The sequence below is a fragment of the Streptomyces sp. NPDC046925 genome (genome assembly GCF_040644915.1).
GTDB lineage: Bacteria > Actinomycetota > Actinomycetes > Streptomycetales > Streptomycetaceae > Streptomyces.
Genome location: NZ_JBEYWZ010000029.1, coordinates 1,847 through 3,263, shown reverse-complemented (window position 1 = coordinate 3,263; position 1,417 = coordinate 1,847). Strand labels below are relative to the sequence as shown.

At 56.0% G+C, this 1,417-nt stretch carries 1 rRNA gene (only partly in view); it reads right to left on the bottom strand.

The annotated features are described in order from the left end of the window. Positions 1-22: 22 nt before the first annotated feature. A 23S ribosomal RNA gene (locus ABZ906_RS45905) occupies positions 23-1,417 on the bottom strand (it continues 1,792 nt past the right edge of the window).

Here is a 1,417-nt window from a genome sequence, read left to right as displayed (position 1 = left end):
AACACAGTGGACGCGAGCAACTGAGGACAAGCCCTCGGCCTATTAGTACCAGTCACCTCCACCCGTTACCGGGCTTCCAGATCTGGCCTATCAACCCAGTCGTCTACTGGGAGCCTTAACCCCTCAAAGGGGGTGGGAATACTCATCTCGAAGCAGGCTTCCCGCTTAGATGCTTTCAGCGGTTATCCTTTCCGAACGTAGCCAACCAGCCATGCCCTTGGCAGGACAACTGGCACACCAGAGGTTCGTCCGTCCCGGTCCTCTCGTACTAGGGACAGCCCTTCTCAATATTCCTACGCGCACAGCGGATAGGGACCGAACTGTCTCACGACGTTCTAAACCCAGCTCGCGTACCGCTTTAATGGGCGAACAGCCCAACCCTTGGGACCGACTCCAGCCCCAGGATGCGACGAGCCGACATCGAGGTGCCAAACCATCCCGTCGATATGGACTCTTGGGGAAGATCAGCCTGTTATCCCCGGGGTACCTTTTATCCGTTGAGCGACGGCGCTTCCACAAGCCACCGCCGGATCACTAGTCCCGACTTTCGTCCCTGCTCGACCCGTCGGTCTCACAGTCAAGCTCCCTTGTGCACTTACACTCAACACCTGATTACCAACCAGGCTGAGGGAACCTTTGGGCGCCTCCGTTACTCTTTGGGAGGCAACCGCCCCAGTTAAACTACCCATCAGACACTGTCCCTGATCCGGATCACGGACCCAGGTTAGACATCCAGCACGACCAGAGTGGTATTTCAACGTTGACTCCACGAACACTGGCGTGCCCGCTTCAAAGTCTCCCACCTATCCTACACAAGCCGAACCGAACACCAATATCAAACTGTAGTAAAGGTCCCGGGGTCTTTCCGTCCTGCTGCGCGAAACGAGCATCTTTACTCGTAGTGCAATTTCACCGGGCCTATGGTTGAGACAGTCGAGAAGTCGTTACGCCATTCGTGCAGGTCGGAACTTACCCGACAAGGAATTTCGCTACCTTAGGATGGTTATAGTTACCACCGCCGTTTACTGGCGCTTAAGTTCTCAGCTTCGCACGCCCGAAAGCGCACTAACCGGTCCCCTTAACGTTCCAGCACCGGGCAGGCGTCAGTCCGTATACATCGCCTTACGGCTTCGCACGGACCTGTGTTTTTAGTAAACAGTCGCTTCTCGCTGGTCTCTGCGGCCACCCCCAGCTCACGGAGTAAATCCGATCACCGGTGATGGCCCCCCTTCTCCCGAAGTTACGGGGGCATTTTGCCGAGTTCCTTAACCATAGTTCACCCGAACGCCTCGGTATTCTCTACCTGACCACCTGAGTCGGTTTAGGGTACGGGCCGCCATGAAACTCGCTAGAGGCTTTTCTCGACAGCATAGGATCATCCACTTCACCACAATCGGCTCGGCATCAGGTCTCAGAC